This is a genomic window from Alteromonas sp. 1_MG-2023, from assembly GCF_030547075.1.
In the GTDB taxonomy this organism is placed as follows: domain Bacteria; phylum Pseudomonadota; class Gammaproteobacteria; order Enterobacterales; family Alteromonadaceae; genus Alteromonas.
This window is the reverse complement of sequence record NZ_JAUOQH010000019.1, coordinates 43294-65852: the sequence shown is the minus strand read 5'-3', so window position 1 is coordinate 65852 and position 22559 is coordinate 43294. Positions and strand designations below refer to the sequence as shown.

The window sequence follows — 22559 nt, the reverse complement described above, 5'->3', positions numbered from 1 at the left end:
ACATAGGTTAAGTTAACTGGGTGAGTTATGGTAAGCACCTTGAGGTTTACTGGTAAGCACCGTGAGCTTTATTAGGCCGACTGAACGTAGATATAAAAAAACGGCGCATTATGCGCCGTTCTTGTATGTGTAACTATCTAGTTTTTATAGCCACAAACTAATCGATACAGCCATGAGCTAACCGATAAAGCCATGAACTAATCGATGCAGCCATGAGCTAATAAAATAGCCTTAAGCTAATCAACACAGCCTTGAGCTAATAATACAGCTTTGAACTAGCTAATACGCCCCTGAGTTAGCAATACAGCCGCTAACTAATTTGCCGCCTGAATGGCGGTTAACGCAATAGTAAACACAATATCATCTACCAACGCTCCACGGCTTAAATCATTAACTGGCTTTCGCATACCTTGCAGCATTGGCCCAATACATACCAAATCAAAACTACGCTGTACCGCTTTGTAAGTGGTGTTCCCGGTGTTTAAATCTGGGAATACAAATACATTGGCTTTACCTGCAACAGGGCTATTCGGTGCTTTACTACGCCCTACGCTTTCAATGGCAGCTGCGTCGTATTGTAACGGGCCGTCTATCAGTAAATCAGGGCGAAGCTTTTGTGCAATTTCGGTAGCTTCACGCACTTTTTCAACATCGCTACCCGCACCAGATGTGCCCGTAGAGTAACTGATCATGGCCACTCTTGGCTCAATACCAAACATTTGCGCCGACGTAGCAGACTGAATAGCAATATCCGCAAGCTGTTGGGCATTAGGATCGGGGTTAATCGCACAATCGCCGTACACCAAGACTTGGTCTGGCAATAACATAAAAAATACCGAGGAAACTAACGCCGCATTTTCCGCCGTTTTAATTAACTGCAATGCTGGGCGAATGGTATTTGCCGTAGTGTGAACTGCGCCTGATACTAGCCCATCTACATCACCTTGCTGCAACATCATAGTTCCCAAGGTAACGTTGTCTTGCAGTAGCTCTCTAGCCACCACATCGGTTACCCCTTTATGACCGCGAAGCTTCACTAACCCAGCAACGTAATCTTCTTGAATGGCCGCAGGTGATACAATTTCAACACCGTCGCCCAATACCACACCTTGTTGTTGTGCAACCCGCTGAATTTCGCTTTCATCACCAATCAGCACAGGGCGCGCTAGTCCACGTTTAGCACAAATTGCAGCTGCAGCCACAGTGCGTGGTTCATTCCCTTCAGGCAGTACCACACGCTTGTTAACTTGTCGGGCACGATTGGTTAGGTAATAACGGAATGCAGACGGCGACAGTTTCTTCTGGCGCGTTACTTTTTCCGTAAGTGAAGACACCCATTTTGCATCTAAACTTTCAGCCGCATGTACCATTACTTTTTCGATACGCTGGCTATCATCTACCGGCACTTCTTGATTAAATGCATGTAAGTTCTGTGCGGTTTGCCATGTATTCGTATTTACCAACATAACAGGCAAGCCGGTCTCTAATGCTTGGCTACAAAGCTGCTTTATATTTTCATCCGGATAGTATCCACCCGTAAGCAATAATGCCCCTATCTTGGTGCCATTTAATGCAGCTAAGCAGCAAGAAACAAACACATCACCTCTATCCCCCGACATCACTTGTAGCGCGCCTGGCTTTAACGTGTGGGTCATATTATGAATTTCGCGGGCAGCAAAAGTAACGCTACTTAATCGACGAGAAGCAATATTACCTTCGTTAATGAGCGTAGCATTTAAGTGCTTAGCAATATCAATGGCACGGGGAGACATGAGCTCGGCGTTCCAATCAATATTTCCCAACAGGGTCAACCCTCTTGCGAATATAGGTAACTCACGCAACGCTTTGGTTCGCGTTTCATCATGCTCGGGGGCTTCTAGTACACTTAAATCGGTTCGTAGTTGACCATGCTCGTCATAAGGTGCATTTACCTTATTAAATATGCACCCTATTACCTTTTTACTTTTGTGGCCGCCGTATGCATCAACCACAATTTCAAGACGATGGTTAATATCAACAGGATCTTCATTGCCTGGTACACAAACAAACACCATGTCGGCATCTAGCGCCCGGCTAATTTCAAGGTTTAACCGCTCCGCGTATGGATGATGGCGTGTAGTCACCAAACCTTCAATAATTGCTACCGCATCGGGTTCTTGATGGGCCTCAAAGCGTTCTATAATTTCTTCGAGTAATTCATCAGTATTGTCGCTACTGATCATGCGCTCTACTACATTTAAATCGAAGGGCGCAATAGGTTTAACACTACAATGGTGGCTGATAATAGCCGTTGAGCGTTCTTCACCTGTATCGCCTTTACGTGGCTGTGCTACAGGTTTAAAAAAATTCAGTTTAATGGCTTGTTCTTCTAAGGCACGAACAAGCCCAATGCTGACGGTGGTCAACCCTACGCTAGTGCCAACAGGGATCAGCATAATACGGCGTGACATAGTTGCTCCTAAAGCGAAAACAATTTAAGCGAAAAATTTATGCAAAAATTTATCTAAAAAAGCTAGGCAAATTTCGCAGCTTCAGCGGCGATAACCCATTCTTCATTAGTGGGTACGATTAAAACAGGTTTGGTGGATGAAGAAGACGCTATGTTTCCTTTTGCACCAAAACGCATGGCTTGGTTGCTTTGCTCATCTAGAGTAACACCAAGGTGAGAAAAGTAGCCCATGGTAGTAGCACGAATGTACGATGAATTTTCACCAATGCCACCAGTAAACACTACGGCATCTAATGATGGCACCGCTATCATGTAGCTAGAGATATATTTCGCCAACCGATAGCAAAACATTTCAAGAGCCAACAATGCGCCTTCATGACCCGCTTCAGCCGCTTCTTCTAATGTACGACAATCGTTACTTAAACCAGAAATACCGGCAAGGCCCGACTCTTTGTTAATGAGTGAATTAATTTCGGCAGCCGTTTTTCCAAGCTTTTCTTGCAAGGTACCTGGCAAGCTAGGGTCGATATCACCACAGCGAGTGCCCATCATTAAGCCTTCAAGAGGCGTAAAGCCCATACTGGTGTCTACTGCTACCCCTTTTTCAATTGCCGTAACACTACACCCATTGCCTAAGTGCGCGCTAATAATACTGGTTTCTTCAACAGGCTTATTAAGTAGCTGCGCAGTGCTATCTAAAATGAATTTATGGCTAGTGCCATGGAAGCCATATTTGCGTACGCCGTGCTGCTCGTACAAAGCTTTAGGTAGCGCGTACATGTAAGCACGTTTTGGCATTTGCTGGAAAAAAGAGGTATCGAACACAATAACATGAGGCAAGTCAGGGTAAGCAGCTTGTGCCGTCGTGATGCCCTTTAAGTTAGCTAGGTTGTGTAGCGGCGCCATACTGGCATATTCTTCCACTGAAGCGAGAACGCTGTCATCTACTAACGCCGCTTCTTTAAAGCGTTCGCCACCGTGCACTACCCTATGACCTAGCGCAATGGGCTGAACGCCAGTACTTGAGATGATAGTTTGAATAGCTGCTAAGGCTTCTGCATGTGAGGCATTGGCAGGTAGGGTCTGCTGCTCTTTTTGCCCGTTTAACTTGTACGATAAGCTTGCGTCGTCATTACCTAAGCTTTCTGCAATGCCACTAAGTCCTGCCTCACCAGTATCAGCATCAATAATGGCGAACTTCACTGATGAACTACCGCAATTTAAAACAATAACTTCTTTTTTCATTAGATTTCTTGAGTTTGATTGATTAACAGAAAGAGAGCTAAGTGTAGCATTTTTGTACTTGAATGCTTAATTAACGCATCTACTTAAAACACTTTAAAGTGTTTGGATATAATACTATCCAAACCCAACTAAATACAATTAATTGTCATTTAACACGGCGTTGTTCAATGGTTTAATTTTTGTTTTAGGCTGTTTTGGGAAATCATGGACCATTGTAAAAATCATTGCGCAAAGAAATAGAGAATTGAATTTGTTACATGTGGCTTGAATAATAAAGATTAGCTCACATTTATTTATAACCCAAAACGCACTATTAATGACCACAATAGTGACACCGGTAACTAGCAAACATTAGTTTTGGTTAGTATTAATTAATATTGGTAACGGAGGTAAAAACTAAGGCTATTTGAAGATTTTTGATTAATTTTAAAAATTTTTAAAAAAAGCCCTTGAAAAGAATTTGAGCCACCCTATATCTATTATGTCGACGCTGAAAGCTCAGGTTGACAACACCGCCGCCGAATAGTCGGGGCGAATTATTTTTAACATATTGCTAAATTAATAGGATATGACTATGCGTACTATCGATCTATCTCCACTTTACCGTTCATTTATTGGTTCTGACCACTTAGCTTCACTTGTTGACGCTGCTTCTCGTGCTGAAAAACAAAGTACTTATCCCCCTTACAACATTGAATTGCTTGGCGATGATAAATATCGCGTCACAATGGCGATAGCGGGTTTCAGTAAAGATGACGTGTCCATTGAGGTTCAAGAAAATACCCTAGTGATAACAGGTACACGCAAGCCGGAAGAAAAAGAATCCGCCGAGCGTAAGTTCCTTCATAAAGGTATATCTGAGCGTAATTTCGAAAGAAAATTTCAGCTTGGTGACCACGTGAAAGTGTTAGCAGCTGATATGGAAAATGGGTTATTACACATCGATATGGAGCGTGTCATACCCGAAGCTAAAAAACCTCGTCAAATTGAGATTGGTTCTCGATTAATAGAGAGTTAAACAAAGCTTTTAAAAATCGTTTCCCTGGTTTTGGACGGCGCTGAAAAGCGCCGTTTTTTCGTTTTAGTAAGGTTATTATTAGCTTAATAATGCTTAAATAAATGAAAATTTGATTTAATAAATTCCAGTTTATTCACTTAACTAACTAAAAACCAAAATCGATAATCTTTAAGTTATTCGGCAATATTAATTGAGTAGTTAGCCTTACCGTTTTCAGCCGATTCAAAAACGCCAGTGATCACACAATCTGAAAGCTCACCGGTAGCACTACCTTCAATAGCTGAAAATGAACTACTTGCTACGCCATTTTCAAATTTGCCATCATGCTTAAACGAAATGGTTCCTCGACGACCGTCGATAACACCAACAAAACTTTCGAATCCAACGAACTGTGCCAACATTGATGTCTGATACGACATTAGAAACTCAACGTCACTTTGCCCCGCCATACTTCCTTCATAAGCTTGCGTAATGCTAGCATGGGTTTGCTTAACACCTTCTCGTTTTTCGCTTAGTATATTTTCATCCCACCCCGTAATGGTAAATTGCCCATTGCAGTTCATTGTTTGCTCCAAAGAAAAAGTGAGGACACACAATACAATCGAGTTTGACAGCATTCAACATAAAAATGTTACATGCTGTTACAACCCTGAATCAATGCGTTAACTAAACAAAGCCTTTAAGGCGTGCAAGGCCAAATGCATTGCACGTTGATGCATCTTTTATCGTACCGTCAGCAATCATAGATTCTAATTCCTTTAAATGTACGGGTATAATTTTTAAATCTTCTTCCTCTACATCTAACTTTTGAGCGCCTTGGGTTAACCCTTTCGCGACAAAAATATGATACCCCTGATTACAGAAACCATAAGCAAGATATTGAAAACCAACATAGTGCATTTGGTCAGCAGTAAATCCAGTTTCTTCTTGCAGTTCGCCTGCAGCTAACAGTTTAGGATCGGCATCAGGATTATCTTCCCAGGCACCTTGAGGGAATTCTAGTAATCGTTGTTCTACGGTATATCTGTACTGCTCAACCAAATAAACAATATCACCATCGATAGGCAGTATAATGGCAAAGTCTGGCTTTTCTACCACGCCATAAATGCCTTCGTTTCCACTAGCACGGCGAATTTTATCTTCACGTACCTTCAGCCACTTATTCTCATAAACCACAGTTGATGAGAGGGTTTCAATATCCTTATCCGACATAATAGTGCCTTTCAGTGAACCTTAAAAAGTTAGTGTACAAGTGCCTATAGCAAGGAGCAACTCCCGCCATCCACCGAAGTAACTATATGTTGGACACACACTTAACTAGAAGTTGGACAGTCACTCGCAATTCGTTGGACAGACACTCAACAGGCAGTCGAACCAGCTTTAAAGAAAGAAGCTTGGACAGTCACTCTAAATAGACTGTAACAAATAGGACAGTCACCCAAATGCACGTGATTGTTAGCTAACCTGACAAATAGGACAGCCACACAAATGTACGTGATTGTTAGCTAACTAAATGAGTTATATAAAGTAATCAATGTAGGGGGCGAGAGGCAGAGATATGAGTTGTAGTAACAAACAAAAGCTGTAAAAAGTTGGACACACACTCATATTTATTAAGACTAAGTGTGTGTCCAATGTATGTTTTCTATAGATGCATTCGATATCTACATTAAACAAACCGATGAATAAAACTAAGGTTTAGCTTTTGTTTTCATCTTCTTCATCTGCATTATTACGTAAGAAACCGGCAGCCTCTTCTTCTTGCTCTAGAGTAATTTTGCTTTGAGGGGCATCATTGTGACTGCGAGTTTGCTGGTTCACTTGGTGAATAGTGCCTGCATTCGCTAAATCAGCTTCATTGGTAATAGAGGCAATGGTTTCACGCCCACGTAAAAACGCCTTAATCTCGGCAACAATCTCACCAAGCTCAGCATCGTTTTTATTTAACCCCATAATAAAACGAGGTGTCTCTAGGTTGTTCATACCGCTTGTAGCAAAAATAGAGGTATTAATTCTGCTGGTAATAATCCAAGGGGTAATACTGCTTCGAACTACCACGTTTTCAGAACGAGTAGAATCGTGAATAGACATACCAGTAGATACACGTGATTCGGTATAAGTGCCTTCGGTCTTCATAAACATGAGCAAGGATGAAAATGTCATTTCACCCCAAAACATATGAGAGGCTTTATTCATCACATTCGCGGCGCCACGAACGGTTAACCACGCAAAAACCAACCAAATAAGGTTATTGCCCATTGCGATTGCCGTATCCAATTTAGCTTCGGTATTGACGCCCTGCTGGATGACTAAATCTAAGACTTCAGATAACTGCAATCCACCCACATAAAATAGAACAGCTGATGCCACTACTGCTACCTGCGCGACTGCGGTTAATAAGACTTTCTTTTTCTCGGATAAGCTTACGCCATCAGTTACTGTTGGCTGCGTTTCAATAAGCAGTTCGCCTTCAAAGCTTCCTTTGCCTTCAGCTTGCTCTTTTAATCGAGGATCGAAGTCTGCGTAAATACGATTTGGCACTTCACGATATCTTCGGTTAGCCAATACGATATTTTCAATATTTATAAAAATTTCGTTAGGATGAACCGACTCTTGCATATTCGCTCGAAATTCACTGACTTCAGTTTTAGGTGTAACCTGCCCCATGCGGCTATAAAGTAATGGCAAAATTACGGTCATCACAGCGACTACACAAAACAAAAGTAACCCTAAATTAGCCCATGCACTAAACAACGGAAACGTATTTGCCCATTCTTGTACCTTGTCGATATCACGGCCAACTAACTCATCTAGGAACACTCCAGCCCCTAGCGGCACAACTATCGCTAAGCCTACGATAACGCCCAACGACAAGCTACTGGCCTTAGCTAACTGTGAATTCCCTTCATTATGGATGCCCTTGGCAGTAGAGGCCCAGTTAGCAATTAAATAAACTAATAACAAAATTGAAAGAATGGGCATAACGAGCACTTTGGCTACTTCACCCGCCAGTCCACTACTAACAAGAAAGTAAACAATAGCGAACGCCAGAAGCGCTACAACAAAAGTAACCGCCATAGCGATAATTTCTTGGGATAAATGACGTAAAGGAAACGGTAAAAACGTTAGCTTAGGTAATACACTATGTACAAGCCTGGCCAACCAGCCACGGGGCTCTTCGAACGTAGTGTTTCGTCTGCCCATCAACATAGCGTGCAAACTTTCTTTCGAGTACAGCAAAGACTTTTTCTCTGCTTGCGCCGCATCCTGTTCAGAAACAGAGTGGTTATACGCAAGAGACGTAGGTACTGTTCGGCCTACGAAGAAGCGCATCAGTTGCAAAATGCCTATAGCACAATGCTTTATCCCCGATACTATAAGTACAAAAGCAACGCCGAGCATCGTATATCCGCGAACCTTATTTTCTGCAAAAAGGTCGGGGACACTCGCCACCGCATAAAGGGCTAAGGCCAGTACTAGTGCACCTCCTATCGCTCGGAACATCCCTTCTTTTTTAAACGGGTTTGAAATTCCTAACGTTTGTGAACCAAAATCGTAAGCCATAAAAATCCTTGTTAAATAAAAGCTTAGGGAGAATAAACCTTCCTATGTGCTTATTCAATCAAAATAGAATGGTTCAGCACAGTCTTTACGCTTGAGGGTAAATCATACAGTAAAACTAATGCTAGGCGTCTTCACTATGCAGCAGTCTTTAACTTAATTCGTAAAACAAGCAACGGGTATTAGTCTGCATAACTAGTCCGTCATAATTGAGTATGAAATGCCTGTCAGTTTAAGGTTAGGTATAGCGAAAGATAGTTAACTTGAGTGTGTGTCCAACTTCAGTAATGTCGAATGACGAGCAACTTGAGTGTGTGTCCAACTTTTAAAAAGGTGGGTGTCCAGTTTTGAAAAGTGAATTTTAGGTACAAAAAAGCTGGTCGAAACCAGCTTTTTTAATCAAATATAAAATACCGTATTAGATATATTTTACGTCGATAATTTCTACTTCAACACTGCCTGCTGGCGTTTGAATAGTAACCATATCATCAAGCTCTTTGCCAATAAGGCCGCGAGCGATAGGCGAATTTACCGAAATACGGTTTTGCTTAATATCCGCTTCATCGTCGCCCACAATGCGATACGTGGTTTCTTCGTCGGTATCAACATTCAAAATGGTAACGGTAGTGCCGAATATCACCTTACCTTTGTTTTCCATTTTAGTAACATCGATAATTTGTGCGTTCGACAATTTACCTTCTATATCTTGAATACGCCCTTCACAGAAACTTTGCTGCTCACGGGCTGCGTGATATTCAGCATTTTCTTTCAAGTCGCCGTGCTCGCGAGCTTCAGCAATAGACTGAATAATACGCGGGCGAGTTTTTGTTTTAAGTTCGTTTAGTTCGTCGCGCAGAAGCTGTGCGCCGTGCGCGGTCATTGGATACTGACTCATGAATACAGTCTCGACTGGCTAGTTGATTTTAAACAGAAAAAAGTGCGCCTTCCGGCGCACTTTTGATTGGTTCACATAAGTGTCATATACACAGGATACCGCGTATCCCATGTAATGTCATCAGTGTTAGAGTCTTGCGTGAAGCTCTTGTACTGAAGCAACCTTGTCACGATCGTCTGCTGACTTCGCACGAATAGTGGCAAAAGCAGCATTCATTGTGGTGGTGTAGGTAACCTTATTCAACAATGCTTCTCGGCGAATATAAACCGAGTCGGTAATCGCTTGGCGACCTTCCGTTGTATTGATGATATAGGCGTACTCACCGTTTTTGATAGAGTCCACAATGTTAGGACGACCTTCAGACAGCTTATTCACTACAGAGCAGGCAATACCTGCATCATAAAGTGTTGTCGCTGTACCGCGAGTCGCTTCAATGCTAAATCCAGCACCGTTCAATGCTTTGGCTAATTCAATAATTTTATTCTTATCGTTATTACGTACAGAGATTAACGCTTTACCTGATTTAGGTAATGGCGCGCCTGCACCTAAGTTAGCTTTAGCATACGCTTCTTCGAAGGTATCACCCACACCCATCACTTCGCCAGTAGAGCGCATTTCTGGGCCTAATAGTGGGTCAACACCTTGGAATTTAGCAAACGGCAATACCACTTCTTTCACAGAGTAGAACGGAGGAATAATTTCTGTCGTAACACCCTGCTCTGCCAAGCTAACACCCGCCATGGCGCGCGCAGCCACTTTAGCAAGTGGAACACCTGTGGCTTTCGACACAAATGGCACTGTTCGTGCTGCACGTGGGTTAACCTCAATTAAGTACACTTCGCCATCTTTTACCGCGAATTGTGTATTCATCAGGCCAACTACACCAAGTTCAAGCGCCATGGCTTTCACTTGTTCACGCATAGTGTCTTGAATCTCTTTGCTTAAAGAGTGTGGTGGTAATGAACAGGCTGAATCACCAGAGTGAACACCGGCTTGCTCAATATGTTCCATGATACCGCCAATCACCACTTCTTTACCGTCGCAAATTGCATCGATATCAACTTCGATCGCGTCATCTAAGAAGCGGTCTAGCAATACAGGAGAATCGTTAGAAACCTTAACCGCTTCCGTTAGGTAGCGTTTTAAGTCTTTAAGGTCATAAACAATTTCCATTGCGCGACCACCGAGTACGTACGATGGACGTACTACAAGTGGGAAGCCAATACCGTCAGCCATTGCAAGGGCTTGCTCAATATTGGTCACGGTAGCATTCGCAGGCTGTTTAAGGCCTAGCTTGTTTACCATTTGCTGGAAACGTTCACGATCTTCTGCTCTATCGATAGCTTCAGGCGACGTACCAATAATAGGTACACCAGCAGCTTCAAGGGCACGTGCCAATTTAAGCGGCGTTTGGCCACCGTATTGCACTATCACGCCTTTTGGCTTTTCTTTAGCCACAATCTCAAGCACGTCTTCAAGCGTAACCGGTTCGAAGTACAAGCGGTCAGATGTGTCATAGTCAGTAGAAACCGTTTCAGGATTACAGTTAACCATAATGGTTTCGTAACCGTCTTCACGCATTGAAAGCGCCGCGTGAACACAACAGTAATCAAACTCAATCCCTTGGCCGATACGGTTTGGACCGCCGCCTAACACCATAATCTTATCGTTGTCAGTGGGGTCAGCTTCACACTCTTCATCGTAGGTTGAATACATGTAAGCTGTGCTGGTAGAAAACTCTGCCGCACAAGTATCAACACGCTTATACACTGGCGTTACACCAAAGCCGCGACGGGTTTCACGAATGTCACCTTCCGCCACTTTCGTTAGCTCTGCTAAACGAGAGTCAGAGAAACCTTTGCGCTTAAGTTTGCGCATAAGGTCTTCATCAATGCCGTGCAAGCCGCACTCAGCAACTTGAGCTTCAAGTTGAATAAGCTCTTCAAGCTGAACTAAGTACCAACGGTCTACGTTGGTGAGGGTAAATACTTCATCAACGGTCATGCCCATGCGGAACGCATCGCCAATATACCAAATACGCTCAGCACCAGGTTCACGTAGTTCGTAAATAACTTTATTGCGTGCTTCAGGGTCTTCTAAATCGACCATTGAGTTCAAGCCATTCGCGCCAACTTCAAGGCCACGAAGTGCTTTTTGTAATGACTCTTGTTGGTTACGACCAATCGCCATTACTTCGCCCACTGATTTCATTTGCGTGGTTAAGCGATCGTTCGCGCCAGCAAATTTTTCAAAGTTAAAGCGAGGAATTTTTGTGACTACATAATCGATTGAAGGCTCAAACGATGCTGGTGTTAAACCACCAGTAATATCGTTAGCAAGCTCATCAAGGGTGTAACCAATGGCTAACTTGGCAGCCACTTTGGCAATTGGGAAACCTGTGGCTTTTGATGCTAATGCAGATGAACGCGATACACGCGGGTTCATCTCGATGATCACCATTCGGCCTGTGTTTGGATCAACACCGAACTGAACGTTCGAGCCACCGGTTTCAACACCGATTTCACGCAATACTGCCATAGCAGCATTACGCATTAGCTGGAATTCTTTGTCAGTAAGGGTTTGCGCTGGCGCTACTGTGATTGAATCACCAGTATGTACACCCATGGCGTCGAAGTTTTCAATAGTACACACGATAATGCAGTTATCTGCACGGTCGCGAACTACTTCCATCTCGTATTCTTTCCAACCAATTAACGACTCATCAATAAGGAGTTCTTTGGTAGGTGAAAGGTCGAGACCACGGCCACAAATTTCGTTAAATTCGTCAATATTGTATGCAATACCGCCGCCGCTTCCACCCATGGTGAATGATGGACGAATGATACAAGGAAAGCCAATGCGCGTTAATACATCGTGGGCTTGATCCATGCTTTGTGCAATTTCAGCACGTGGGCATTCAAGACCAATGTTTTTCATTGCCTTGTCGAAGCGCTCACGGTTTTCCGCTTTATCGATAGCATCAGCCGTTGCACCGATAAGTTCAACACTGAACTCTTTCAATACACCGTGATGATCCAAATCGAGCGCGCAGTTAAGCGCGGTTTGTCCGCCCATGGTTGGCAGAATAGCGTCCGGACGCTCTTTTTCGATAATTTTGCGTACCACTTCCCAATGAATGGGCTCGATGTATGTTGCATCGGCCATTTCAGGATCGGTCATGATAGTGGCGGGATTCGAGTTAACCAGAATTACGCGATAACCTTCTTCGCGTAGCGCTTTACATGCTTGAGCGCCTGAATAGTCAAACTCGCAGGCCTGGCCAATGACAATAGGGCCAGCACCTATGATGAGAATACTTTTTATGTCGGTACGTTTTGGCATAGCGGGCTCGTTCCTACTGCTTGTGTTGTTCGATTAATTCAATGAAGTGGTCGAATAGCGGCGCAGCTTCGTGCGGTCCTGGGCTTGCTTCTGGGTGCCCTTGGAAACTAAACGCTGGCTTATCGGTACGATGAATACCTTGTAACGACTTATCGAACAACGAAACATGCGTTACTTCTAAATTAGAAGGAAGGCTTGATTCATCTACAGCGAAGCCATGGTTTTGACTGGTGATCATAACCACATTGCGTTTTAAGTCTTTCACTGGGTGGTTAGCACCATGGTGACCAAACTTCATTTTCACCGTAGTAGCACCACTGGCTAGGGCAAGTAGTTGATGTCCTAAACAGATACCAAACACTGGCAACCCTGTCTCAACGATAGTTTTAATCGCTGATATGGCATAATCACATGGCTCAGGATCACCAGGGCCGTTAGATAAGAACACACCATCAGGCTGCATAGCTAACACTTCTTCAGCAGACGTTTGCGCTGGTACCAAGGTAATGCGACAACCACGGTCTGCAAGCAAGCGTAGAATGTTGCTCTTAACGCCGTAATCGTATGCCACTACATGATATTTGCTATCGGCTGGAGTGATATACCCTTCGCCTAATTTCCAACTGCCTTCAGTCCATGTTTTTGGCTCAGTAATACTTACTACTTTTGCCAAATCCATGCCTTTCAAGCCAGGATAATCTTTTGCTTGTGCTAACGCGCTCGCTTCATCTAACTCATCAGTACAAACGATGCAGCCGTTTTGCGCGCCTTTATCACGTAAAATACGTGTTAAACGACGGGTGTCGATATCGGCTATACCTACAACGCCTTTGGCTTTGAGGTATTCAGATAACGTTTGTTGTTGACGGAAATTACTAGCAACGAGGGGTAAGTCACGAATAATAAGACCTTTAGACCAGATTTTATCTGCTTCAACGTCTTCTTCGTTAATACCGGTATTGCCAATATGTGGATAAGTAAGGGTAATGATTTGTTCAGCGTAGGATGGGTCAGTGATGATTTCTTGATAGCCTGTCATTGAAGTATTAAAAACAACTTCACCAACGGCAGTGCCTTGCGCACCTATCGCCGTTCCTTTAAAGACAGAACCATCCTCTAACACCAAAAGGGCAGAATTAGCCAAGTCAACCTCCAGATTAAGGATAACTATGTGTTTGAACAGAATTTCTGTCCAAACCCCACAAAAAATGAGAGTACTGATTTAACAGCGCTCATTTTACGATCTTTGCAGCTAATAAAACCGTGTTCTACAGCCAGTTTTATAGCTTTAGAATACGAAATTCGGGCAAATTCCGGCGAGTATACATGACTGACTAAAAATGTCTAATTTAAATATTAAAAATCATTAAAATAACCACTTAAACTCATTTACCCTGTATAACCGCCAAAACCACCACTTATTAGCACGCATTAATAGTACTTAAGCCGCTGTTAAAGTTGAAAGCACCTTTGCAGCGTTTATTCGGTATTATAAATCTAAAACATCAACCATTGAATATAACCCTGCCGGCTTACCGTGAAGCCACTGAGCTGCATGGACCGCGCCTTTTGCAAACGTTAAACGACTTGATGCTTTGTGCGTTATTTCTAAACGCTCACCAATATCGGCAAACAATGCGGTGTGCTCACCTACAATATCGCCTGCGCGAACGGTAGCAAAACCGATAGTGCCTTGGTCTCGCTCAGGCTCTTTGCCTTCACGGCCGTAAACAGCACAGGTTTTAAGGTCGCGACCTAGCTCATCGGCAATGGCTTCACCAATGGCCATGGCGGTGCCCGAAGGCGCATCTTGTTTGAATCTGTGATGGGCTTCAGTAATTTCTATATCAGCTGTATTCCCCAAGGCCTTCGCGGCCTGCCGAACCAAAGACAACATGAGGTTAACGCCCACGCTGTAATTAGCTGCAAATACGATAGGAATGTTTTTAGCCGCTTCATCTAGCGTAGCCAACTGACTTTCACTTAGCCCAGTAGTACCAATGACCACCGGCATATTATTAGCCACACACCATTCGATGTTATTTTCAAATACCACAGGTAAGGTAAAATCAATCATTACATCAGCGTGTTGTTGGGTTAAAGCAGACATGCCTAAGCAGTCAATTGGCTTTTTACCAATACCAGCCAGCTCGCCCACATTCATACCAACCCAAGGAGAATCATCGCGCACCGTAGCAACACTCAATTCTGCATTCTCGTTTTGATCTAGTGCTTCGATAAGCACTCGCCCCATGCGCCCATTAGCGCCAAATAAACCTACTTTCATTTACGTTATTCTTTTCCTTTAACAGTAACGGCATTTTGCCAAATGCAGTTACTATTGCAACGAGATAAGCTTAATTATTGCCGATAATTGAAAAATTATGGCATTAATACAAAAAAGGCGGGCAACCTATCGTTTTTAGCCGTGAAAATAGCTAGCATGAAAGTAAGCGGGTTTACACCAAGACCTGAATATCGTTTAAATTAAGGTTTATTGAATTATTTCAAAACACATAGGCAGAATAATATGCGTCAACAGCTTATATGGGATCTCCCCACCCGGCTTTTCCACTGGTTACTGGTTGCCAGTATTGCAGCACAATATGTTACCGCTGAGTGGATGGACGATGCGACCCAATGGCATTTCTATATTGGCTACTTTACCTTGGGGCTTTTAGTATTTCGATTCATCTGGGGAATGATAGGTCCAACTTATGCCCGCTTTAGTCAATTTGTGAAAGGGCCAAGTGCGGTAATAGGTTATCTGCGTACGCTGTTTGATAAAAACAGTGCCGCCGTGGCAGGCCACAACCCTCTTGGAGGCTGGTTTGTGGTGGTAATGCTTTTACTCTTATTGGTGCAAGCGGTAAGTGGTCTATTCATGACCGACGATATTTTTCTAGATGGCCCCTACCGCCATCTTGTCAGCGGTAGCACATTAGAACTAATGAATACCTTGCACCATCTTGCTTTTGAAATTTTACTGTGGGTAATAGGCTTACATGTTGCCGCTATTGGGTTTTATGCCGTGTATAAAAAGCAGAAACTTGTGCCCCCTATGTTTCATGGCAAAAAAGACACCAACGACAAGCCCATTCCTTCGTCTCGTCTTTGGCTTGCGCTGGCTATTGCCCTAGTAACAGCGGCTGCGCTTTATTACGCGATAGAGATTGCGCCCCCCACACCTGAAGTGGAAGAGTACTTTTAACTGCCCATGTGGCTGACTACGCACCTGGGTAAGTAAGGCTTAGCGTTCAACTAAGCCTTTGTGTTTCATTAAATCAGCAATCTCTGTCACACTGGCCGGATCGTCGATGGTAGACGGTATATTAATAGGCTCATCCGCTGCAATTTGCCTAAGTAGCTTACGCAATATTTTTCCTGACCGTGTTTTAGGCAAGCGGTTTACAATAACCGCACGCTTAAAGCTCGCCACTGGCCCTATGGTATTTCGTACTTTAGCAATAAGCTCTTTTTCAAGTGCACTTTCATCTATCTGTATACCATCTTTAAGTAGCACTAACCCTACAGGCACCTGTCCTTTTAGCGCATCTGCAACGCCAATGACACTGCATTCGGCAACGGCATCGTGTGAGGCTAATACCTCTTCCATTTCCCCTGTCGACAACCGATGCCCTGCTACATTAATGACATCATCGGTTCTGCCCATAATAAAAACAAAGCCTTCGTCATCTATATAACCATTGTCACCTGTACTGTAATAACCTTTAAACTCTTGTAAATATCCTTGGGTGAAACGCTTATGATCTCGCCAAATAGTACTTAAACACCCTGGAGGTAATGGTAACGAAATCGCGATAGCACCTTTTGCGTTAGTGGCGACTTGTTGACCGTTAGCAGCAAGCACTTTCACATTAAATCCCGGTGTGGGCACGCTAGATGAACCCGGTTTAGTGCTAAGCGATTCAATGCCAATAGGGTTTGAACAAATGGGCCATCCGGTTTCTGTTTGCCACCAATGATCAACCACGGGTTTACCGGTTTTTTCTACGGTCCAATGATACGTGGGCGGGTCTAGTCGCTCGCCCGCCATAAAAATAGTACGCAAGCTACTTAAATCATAACGGGCGATGCAATCAGCTTCAGGGTCTTCTTTTCTAATCGCCCTAAACGCGGTTGGGGCTGCAAACAGTACATTCACTTTATGCTGCTCTACCATGCGCCAAAACGCACCAGCATCTGGTGTCCCTACTGGCTTACCTTCAAACATGACGGTAGTCGCGCCCTTAATTAGCGGCCCATAGACAATATACGAGTGCCCTACTACCCAACCTACATCTGATGCTGCCCAGAAAACATCATCTTGCGATATATTGTAGATTGCCTGCATAGAATAATTAAGTGCTACTGCATGACCCCCATTGTCACGCACAACCCCTTTAGGTTTGCCCGTTGTGCCTGAGGTATACAAAATATAAAGGGGGTCGGTAGCATCAACGTGAGTGCACTCTACTGGCTCACTGGCACTACATAATGCTTGCCAATCGTGGTCAAAATCATCTACAAGCGTCGCGTTAAGCTGCTTGCGTTGATAAACAACGCAGCCTACGGGTTTATGGTGAGCAAGGGCAATAGCATCATCAACCATTGGCTTGTACGGTAGTAGTTTTTTACCTTCAATGCCGCACGACGCTGTAATGATTAATGCAGGTTCCGCATCATCAATTCTGACGGCCAATTCACTGGCGGCGAAGCCGCCGAATACTACCGAGTGAATTGCCCCTATTCTTGCTACCGCTAACATTGCCACCGCCGCCTGCGGGATCATCGGCATGTAGACAATAACCGTATCGCCTTTAGTCACACCAAGACTGGTGAGCGCGCCCGCTAACGTGGCCACTTCATTAAGTAGTGTATTGTAGGTCCAGGTTTCTTGCGTGTTCGTCACAGGGGAATCGTAAATTAGCGCCGCGTTTTCGCCGCGCCCTGCTTTTACATGGTGGTCTAACGCCAAATAACTGGTATTAAGCTTCCCCCCTTTGAACCACTGAGGGTAGCCGTTTGTGTTTTCGCTTAGGGCTGCTTTAGGGGGAGTAAACCAGTCGAGATACAGTGCTTTGTCTTGCCAAAATGCTTCTGGGTTATCAATTGACGCCTGATATTCTTGATGATAATTCATGACCGTTTCCGCAATAGAGTATTACTTTACCCTACTGCATAAACATGAATTTTTCGTATAAGACTTCAGGCTTACGTTAATTAACCCACTGTAAAAATTGAAGTTATTTCTTGTATATTAGCATTAGCCGCGTCAAGAATTTGGTGCTTGTGACTAAATAGCTGGGCCTAATCTGGTTTGCTTTAATCAGGTGCACACTATTTTACTGGTAATTTTGCTCGCCAATCTCTGACATTAAGGGGCTTGTCTAAAAAGTACCCTTGAAAAACATGGCAACCACGCTTTATTGCGTCGTTAAATTGCGTGGTATTTTCTATTCCTTCTGCCACTGTTCTTAATTCGAAGATTTTTGCAATATCGAAAATACTGTTTAGCAGCGGGCTTTGCGCCCCTTTCTCGTCTTCTTCATCGATAAAGTGCCTATCAAGTTTCACTTCTTTTATACAAAGGTCACTAAGGTAACTCAAATTTAAATTCCCACTACCAAAATGATCTATGGAGAATGATACCCCTTTATCGGCTAGCTCTTTCATTGAACTACGCACCAAAGCAAAACTTCCTATAAGTGCGGCTTCTCTAAGTTCAATGGTAAGGCTCCCTTTAGGAATATTCCAATGGGCGATCACGGCTAGCATTTTTTCGCTAAAGTCGGCTCTAGCCATATGTTTGGCACTTATATTAATTGAAAGCCGTGTTCTCAAACCGCTTTCATTACACTCGCATAATAGCTTTCCACATTCATTCATCACCCATTGGCCAATTTCAACTATCGCATCACTCTCTTCGGCAATAGGAATAAACTCAGCCGGGGTAATTAAGCCTAATTGGGGGTGCTGCCAACGAACCAATGCTTCAGCACACACCATACTGCCATCACTTTCATATTGGGGTTGCAACTCTATAAAGAGCTCATGATTACTAACAGCAGTACCAAGAGACTGGCGTATGAAATTGTACCTGTCATAACCCACACTAGAAGCACTATGAAAAACCACTGGCGTATTCACTTGGTTTGCGCTGAGTTGGTTATACCCTTCCCTAAGCATATGCCTGACTTTCGTCACGCTTGCCTCCATACCTTTGAGCTGACAAATGGTTACCACTGCATATATTTTATGAAGGCTGTTGTGCAAGGTAATATCGCTACACACTTCATCGGCAAATTGCTGGCGAACTGCATCTATAGCGTTTCGTGCGTTCATGTCTTCTTCGGTGATGATACCTTCGTATAACAAATAGAAATTGTTTTCGGCGCCTCTGAAAATAGCGAAAGGTTTAGAAAATGTGCGAGTGAGCCTAGAGGCAAGAATACGCATTACATAGTCGGCGGTAGGCTGGCCAAACGCCTGCTTATACTGACTTATATTGTCTATAGCTATTTGAGCGCAATAAATATCTGCGTAGGTTACCCCCGCTTTTCGAATAGCACACTTCAAGCCTTTTTCGAACAATTTAGCGTTTGGCAATTGAGTGATGTTGTCATAGTAAGCGTCTTGATAAACTTGGTCTGCTAATTGTTTTCGAACACTCATATTTCGAACTACCACCACTATCCGCTTTTGCATATCAAAATGAAAAGAAGATAATGAAATATCAACGGGTATCAAGCCACCATTTTTATGGCTAACAAAATGACTTTCTAAAGAGGCTTTGGCGGTATTCCTGCCCCCCTTCATAAACGTTTTCAGAAATTCTCTGGTATGTTGTGATTCAACTTTGGGCACTAAAATAAAGATATCTTGCCCTATGAGTTCATCAGCATTGTAACCTAACACGTGCTCAACCGTATTGTTGGCTGTGATCACAGTGCCATCTTCATCAATAGTCACAAGCGCATCAGAGATACTATCTAAAATTGTAGAAAGGTATTCCGTGTAGTTGTGTTGTGTATCGGATAATCGTTTATGTTCCGTTATATCCTGCACAGAACCATAAATCCTATACACCTTATCTTGATGCGAGCTGGTTACCTCTGACTGAGGTGTGCCCGTCATTTTCAGCCAGCGCCGATAACCTTCAGCATTGATGTACTCTACTTCTAACGCAAAAGTGGACAATGACTTTATTGCTGCTTTCATTGCTTTGGCAATTTTTTCTCGGCTCCCTTGGGGGAAGTTGGCTAACGCTCGCTCTACTGTAATATCTCTTCCCGGGGTAACGCCAAATAATAAGTAGGTTTCTCGTGTCCACGAGACAAGGTCTGCATGTAAATCTAATTCCCACCCACCAACATGAGAGATGCGTCCAATTTCATTAAGCAACTGAATTTTTTCAGCGAGCTTGTCGGTAAATGGATGTTGAATAAGTTTATATTGAAGACTGAGTTCTATTTGCTGGCGGGCTATACTGGCGTAGTCTTTTTGTTGGCTCGTTAATTGATGACAACGCAGCACAATCAGAACGGCTCCAATAATATTGCCTTGAAAATCTTTTATTCCACCTACAATCACATTTTGGCTGCTACAAATGGTTAGCGCCTCCGGCCATTCAAAATCGCTGCCTGGTAATGTGGCACTCATTTCTGTCATCGATAACAGAAGCTGAGCATGCTTAGGCATGACCAGTGATTGTTTCTCAGAATCGGCATGATTGTCATCGCAGCACAGTATATCCGCGCAAGTGGCAGTAGGAGATGACGAAACAAGCAAGACAGCGGTAGCTTCTGCATTAACCCTGGCTTCACTCAACCGCGAGGTAACCTCTGGCAAACTACTATCTTGTAAAGAGCCCAACAATCCGTCGTGAAGCTGCATTTTAGGTGAACTCCAATCCATCTTAAGATGAATAAAGTGAGATCATTTGCCGTTAATTATTTGCTTATCAACTTCACTGCTCAAGGAACGACATGATCATTATTTAGTCAACAATAAAGAATTTTTACTGTTTTTTCCAGCACATTTGCACTAAGAAGTAAGCAATTATTTAGTATATAAAGAGGATTCATGAGTTAACATGAATGATATATATATGCAGCTAAAAGCTGGCAGGAAAGGAAACAACAGCGCACGAACTACATGCGCTGTGAATAACTAAAACGGTTAGTCTTTTTTATAGTCGTCATGACAAGACTTACAGCTTGCTCCCACTTTGCCAATCGCGCCGCGATAAGCACTTTCATCGCCTGCTTTCACTGCAGCTTGTAAACCCATTGACGCTTCTTTTAACGCGGCAATTTTAGATTCTACATCGGAGAAGTTTTCCCACACTGCGTCTTTTGCGCCTGTGTCTACATCAAACTTACGGGTATCAACAGATAAGTAGTCACTCATCATATCTGCAAGTTGCTCTAATCGTACCCCACTGCTCATCATTACCGACTCATCAAAAGGTAGCGCTCCTTTTGCCATGCCACCCAAAGGCCCCATGTTGCTGCGTACTAATTGGAATATCGCTTGACGGTATTGGGTCGCCGCTTTTGCATGCTTTTCTGACGAGGCTTCTGATGTTTCCGTAGCCGCAATTGCTCCACCAGCTAAACACGTTGCTAAAGCTGCGGTAGCTAATGTGGTCTTGATTGTCTTTCCTAGAATATTTTTCATAGTTATCGCCATGCCTGTTCGATTGTGTTGGTCTGTTTTCTATCCTGACGAATACCCACCTTTTGCGCAAGGTTTTAACCTGTAAATTTTGTATTTTTTCTTTGTTTTAGGCAAAAAAAAGCCCTCAGAAGAGGGCTTTATGAACTTGATACGATTTAGTTAGTTAAATCATCGAAAAACTTTTTCACACCGTCAAAGAAGCCTTGTGCTTTTGGACTGTGTTTACTTGATGCTTTACCCATCGATTCTTCTAGCTCTTGCAACAATTCTTTTTGACGTGATGACAAGCTAACCGGTGTTTCCACCACAACTTTACACATCAAATCGCCAACTGCGCCACTTCGAACCGATTTAACGCCTTTACCACGTAAACGGAACATGCGTCCTGTTTGGGTTTCTGCGCTAATTTTAAGTTTCACTTTGCCATCAAGTGTAGGCACTTCTAGCTCGCCACCTAGGGCTGCTGTGGTGAAACTTAATGGTACTTCACAGTACAAGTTGTTGCCGTCACGCTGGAAGATTTTATGATCACGAACATGTACTTGAACATACAAGTCGCCTGCCGGTGCACCATTCTCTCCCGCTTCGCCTTCGCCAGATAAACGAATACGATCGCCGGTGTCGACACCTGACGGAATCTTAACGTTAAGGGTTTTGGTTTTTTCTTTGCGACCATGGCCATGACAGCTGTTACATGGATCTTCAATAATCTTGCCTTTACCTGAACAGGTTGGGCAAGTTTGTTGAACCGCAAAGAAGCCTTGGCGCATTTGTACCTGGCCGTTTCCATGACAGGTTGGGCACGTTTTAGGCGTAGAGCCATTCTTAGCACCTGAACCGTCACACACATCACATTCAACCAACGTAGGCACACGAATATCTACGCTTTTGCCACGTACCGCTTCTTCAAGCGATAACTCTAGGTTGTAGCGAAGATCTGAGCCTTGACGAGCACGTGGTTGACGACCCCCACGTGCACCACCACCACCGAAAATATCACCAAATACATCGCCGAAGATATCACCGAAGTCGCCACCACCACCAAAGCCAGCGCCACCGCGATTAGGATCTACACCAGCGTGGCCATACTGATCGTAAGCGGCACGCTTTTGCGCATCGTTTAATACTTCATAGGCTTCCTGGATTTCCTTGAATTTAACTTCAAGGGCTTTATCGCCCTGCGTGCGGTCTGGGTGATATTTCATCGCTAGCTTTTTATACGCTTTTTTAATTTCACGTTCGCCAGCGCTTTTATCTACCCCAAGCACTTCGTAGTAGTCACGTTTCGACATAGTGTTTACTTATCCTACCTATTATTATCACAAGAACGTTATTTGAGCACGTTGCCGCCCTTGTGAAACTACATT

Annotated in this window: 15 protein-coding genes; 2 read left to right on the top strand and 13 right to left on the bottom strand. The window is 43.6% G+C overall.

All coding sequences use genetic code 11. The features are described 5' to 3' along the window. Positions 1-314: 314 nt before the first annotated feature. Together pta and Q4561_RS17040 are read right to left on the bottom strand one after the other, a co-directional pair. Positions 315-2450 carry a phosphate acetyltransferase gene (gene pta / locus Q4561_RS17045; RefSeq protein WP_303462303.1) on the bottom strand — a complete coding sequence of 712 codons (2136 nt, stop codon included), beginning with the start codon at positions 2448-2450 and terminating at the stop codon, positions 315-317. Positions 2451-2512: 62 nt separating this feature from the next. Next, complete coding sequence (locus tag Q4561_RS17040) at positions 2513-3694, bottom strand: acetate kinase (protein ID WP_303462301.1); 1182 nt, start codon at positions 3692-3694, stop codon at positions 2513-2515. Positions 3695-4268: 574 nt separating this feature from the next. On the opposite strand from Q4561_RS17040, the gene Q4561_RS17035 reads away from it, so the two are divergent. Continuing rightward, the gene (locus tag Q4561_RS17035; RefSeq protein WP_057792724.1) at positions 4269-4712 is read left to right on the top strand and encodes an Hsp20 family protein; all 444 of its coding nucleotides are present in this window, start codon (positions 4269-4271) and stop codon (positions 4710-4712) included. 173 nt (positions 4713-4885) lie between these two features. On the opposite strand, the gene Q4561_RS17030 is transcribed toward Q4561_RS17035, so the two are convergent. The 7 genes from Q4561_RS17030 to dapB form a co-directional block, all read right to left on the bottom strand. Next, complete coding sequence (locus tag Q4561_RS17030) at positions 4886-5275, bottom strand: DUF3224 domain-containing protein (protein WP_303462299.1); 390 nt, start codon at positions 5273-5275, stop codon at positions 4886-4888. 103 nt (positions 5276-5378) lie between these two features. Further along, positions 5379-5924, bottom strand: a complete 546-nt coding sequence (locus Q4561_RS17025; protein WP_303462297.1) for an NUDIX hydrolase — start codon at positions 5922-5924, stop codon at positions 5379-5381. A 486-nt stretch (positions 5925-6410) separates the two neighbouring features. Then, complete coding sequence (locus Q4561_RS17020) at positions 6411-8276, bottom strand: hypothetical protein (RefSeq protein WP_303462295.1); 1866 nt, start codon at positions 8274-8276, stop codon at positions 6411-6413. 415 nt (positions 8277-8691) lie between these two features. After that, positions 8692-9168, bottom strand: coding sequence for a transcription elongation factor GreA (gene greA, locus Q4561_RS17015; RefSeq protein WP_211069449.1), 477 nt, complete (start codon positions 9166-9168; stop codon positions 8692-8694). A gap of 126 nt (positions 9169-9294) precedes the next feature. Beyond that, the gene (carB, locus tag Q4561_RS17010; protein WP_303462291.1) at positions 9295-12510 is read right to left on the bottom strand and encodes a carbamoyl-phosphate synthase large subunit; all 3216 of its coding nucleotides are present in this window, start codon (positions 12508-12510) and stop codon (positions 9295-9297) included. 13 nt (positions 12511-12523) lie between these two features. Next, positions 12524-13654, bottom strand: a complete 1131-nt coding sequence (carA, locus tag Q4561_RS17005) for a glutamine-hydrolyzing carbamoyl-phosphate synthase small subunit (protein ID WP_303462289.1) — start codon at positions 13652-13654, stop codon at positions 12524-12526. 345 nt (positions 13655-13999) lie between these two features. Then, on the bottom strand, positions 14000-14797 hold the full coding sequence (gene dapB / locus Q4561_RS17000) for a 4-hydroxy-tetrahydrodipicolinate reductase (protein WP_303462287.1): 798 nt from the start codon (positions 14795-14797) through the stop codon (positions 14000-14002). A 243-nt stretch (positions 14798-15040) separates the two neighbouring features. On the opposite strand from dapB, the gene Q4561_RS16995 reads away from it, so the two are divergent. Continuing rightward, complete coding sequence (locus Q4561_RS16995) at positions 15041-15721, top strand: cytochrome b/b6 domain-containing protein (protein WP_303462285.1); 681 nt, start codon at positions 15041-15043, stop codon at positions 15719-15721. A 39-nt stretch (positions 15722-15760) separates the two neighbouring features. On the opposite strand, the gene Q4561_RS16990 is transcribed toward Q4561_RS16995, so the two are convergent. The 4 genes from Q4561_RS16990 to dnaJ all read right to left on the bottom strand — a co-directional run bounded on the left by Q4561_RS16990 (position 15761) and on the right by dnaJ (position 22484). Next, a complete protein-coding gene (locus Q4561_RS16990) occupies positions 15761-17653 on the bottom strand; it encodes a propionyl-CoA synthetase (protein WP_303462283.1) in 1893 nt (630 codons plus the stop codon). A 197-nt stretch (positions 17654-17850) separates the two neighbouring features. Further along, positions 17851-20406, bottom strand: a complete 2556-nt coding sequence (locus tag Q4561_RS16985) for a bifunctional diguanylate cyclase/phosphodiesterase (protein WP_303462281.1) — start codon at positions 20404-20406, stop codon at positions 17851-17853. 285 nt (positions 20407-20691) lie between these two features. Further along, on the bottom strand, positions 20692-21192 hold the full coding sequence (locus Q4561_RS16980) for a cytochrome c (protein WP_303462279.1): 501 nt from the start codon (positions 21190-21192) through the stop codon (positions 20692-20694). Between the two features lie 155 nt (positions 21193-21347). Next, positions 21348-22484: a molecular chaperone DnaJ gene (dnaJ, locus tag Q4561_RS16975; protein ID WP_303462278.1), complete on the bottom strand. Its 1137-nt coding sequence runs from the start codon at positions 22482-22484 to the stop codon at positions 21348-21350. Positions 22485-22559 lie beyond the last annotated feature (75 nt).

Coding starts and splice junctions, on each gene's coding strand:
- pta (WP_303462303.1), bottom strand. CDS start 2,450: ATGTCACGCCGTATTATGCTGATCCCTGTTGGCACTAGCGTAGGGTTG.
- Q4561_RS17040 (WP_303462301.1), bottom strand. CDS start 3,694: ATGAAAAAAGAAGTTATTGTTTTAAATTGCGGTAGTTCATCAGTGAAG.
- Q4561_RS17035 (WP_057792724.1), top strand. CDS start 4,269: ATGCGTACTATCGATCTATCTCCACTTTACCGTTCATTTATTGGTTCT.
- Q4561_RS17030 (WP_303462299.1), bottom strand. CDS start 5,275: ATGAACTGCAATGGGCAATTTACCATTACGGGGTGGGATGAAAATATA.
- Q4561_RS17025 (WP_303462297.1), bottom strand. CDS start 5,924: ATGTCGGATAAGGATATTGAAACCCTCTCATCAACTGTGGTTTATGAG.
- Q4561_RS17020 (WP_303462295.1), bottom strand. CDS start 8,276: ATGGCTTACGATTTTGGTTCACAAACGTTAGGAATTTCAAACCCGTTT.
- greA (WP_211069449.1), bottom strand. CDS start 9,168: ATGAGTCAGTATCCAATGACCGCGCACGGCGCACAGCTTCTGCGCGAC.
- carB (WP_303462291.1), bottom strand. CDS start 12,510: ATGCCAAAACGTACCGACATAAAAAGTATTCTCATCATAGGTGCTGGC.
- dapB (WP_303462287.1), bottom strand. CDS start 14,797: ATGAAAGTAGGTTTATTTGGCGCTAATGGGCGCATGGGGCGAGTGCTT.
- Q4561_RS16995 (WP_303462285.1), top strand. CDS start 15,041: ATGCGTCAACAGCTTATATGGGATCTCCCCACCCGGCTTTTCCACTGG.
- Q4561_RS16990 (WP_303462283.1), bottom strand. CDS start 17,653: ATGAATTATCATCAAGAATATCAGGCGTCAATTGATAACCCAGAAGCA.
- Q4561_RS16985 (WP_303462281.1), bottom strand. CDS start 20,406: ATGCAGCTTCACGACGGATTGTTGGGCTCTTTACAAGATAGTAGTTTG.
- Q4561_RS16980 (WP_303462279.1), bottom strand. CDS start 21,192: ATGAAAAATATTCTAGGAAAGACAATCAAGACCACATTAGCTACCGCA.
- dnaJ (WP_303462278.1), bottom strand. CDS start 22,484: ATGTCGAAACGTGACTACTACGAAGTGCTTGGGGTAGATAAAAGCGCT.